The 1119-nt window shown below is 53.7% G+C and carries 1 protein-coding gene; it reads left to right on the forward strand.

All coding sequences use genetic code 11. The features are described 5' to 3' along the window. The first annotated feature begins 4 nt into the window (after window positions 1-4). Window positions 5-1033 (forward strand): phenylalanine--tRNA ligase subunit alpha, encoded by a 1029-nt coding sequence (pheS, locus tag KDK13_RS13325; RefSeq protein ID WP_257285462.1) that lies wholly within the window; start codon window positions 5-7, stop codon window positions 1031-1033. The last annotated feature ends 86 nt before the right edge of the window (window positions 1034-1119 follow it).

Raw genomic sequence — 1119 nt, forward strand, 5'->3', positions numbered from 1 at the left:
CCCCATGGAGAATCTGGATAACACGCTTGATACGCTGGTGGCCAGCGCACTCAGTGCCGTTGCAGCCGTTGCTGACGCCTCAGGTCTGGACGAGATCCGCGTTCAGTTCCTTGGTAAGAAAGGCGAGCTGACCGCTTTGCTCAAGGCCCTTGGCCAGCTCTCCCCTGAAGAGCGACCCAAAGCGGGTGGGCTGATTAACAAAGGCAAGCAGCAGGTTCAGGACGCGATCAATCATAAGAAAGCGTTGCTGGATCAGCAGGCTCTGGATGCCAGGCTGGCCAGTGAGTCCATTGATGTATCTCTGGCCGGACGTGGTCAGGTGCTGGGTACCATTCACCCGATTACCCGTACCATGGAACGGATAACCGATTATTTCGGTCGTATCGGCTTTACGGTGGAGCAGGGGCCGGAAATCGAAGATGATTACCATAACTTCGAAGCCCTGAATATTCCCGGTCACCATCCCGCCCGTGCCATGCACGATACGTTCTATTTTGACGACACGACCGTATTGAGAACCCACACCTCACCGGTTCAGGTTCGCACCATGGAGCGTTTCGTCAACAATAATGAAAACCCGCCCATTGCCATTGTCTGCCCGGGTAAGGTGTATCGCTGCGACTCTGACCAGACCCATAGCCCGATGTTCCATCAGGTGGAAGGCCTGTACGTCGCCGAGAAAGTCAGCTTTGCGGACCTGAAAAGTGTGCTGATTGATTTCCTGAGAGTCTTTTTTGAGCGGGATGACCTGCAGGTTCGTTTCCGTCCATCCTACTTCCCGTTCACTGAGCCTTCTGCCGAGGTGGACATTGAGTGGGGCCGTAATGACGATGGCTCGATCAAATGGCTGGAAGTGCTGGGCTGCGGCATGGTGCACCCGGACGTGTTCCGCTACTCCGGGATTGATCCTGAAAAGTACACCGGTTTTGCTTTTGGTATGGGGGTTGAGCGTTTTGCCATGCTGCGTTATGGCGTCAATGACCTGCGCCAATTCTTTGAGAACGACTTGCGCTTCCTGGATCAGTTCCGTTGAGGACGGCGTCATTTTCAAACGTTTAAGAACGGTTTTAGCAGGATTGAGTAAATAGCATGAAATTCAGTGAAAAGTGGTTGCGGCAG

This window comes from Endozoicomonas sp. SESOKO1 (assembly GCF_024606265.1).
Classification (GTDB): Bacteria; Pseudomonadota; Gammaproteobacteria; order Pseudomonadales; family Endozoicomonadaceae; genus Endozoicomonas.

Coding starts and splice junctions, on each gene's coding strand:
- pheS (WP_257285462.1), top strand. CDS start 5: ATGGAGAATCTGGATAACACGCTTGATACGCTGGTGGCCAGCGCACTC.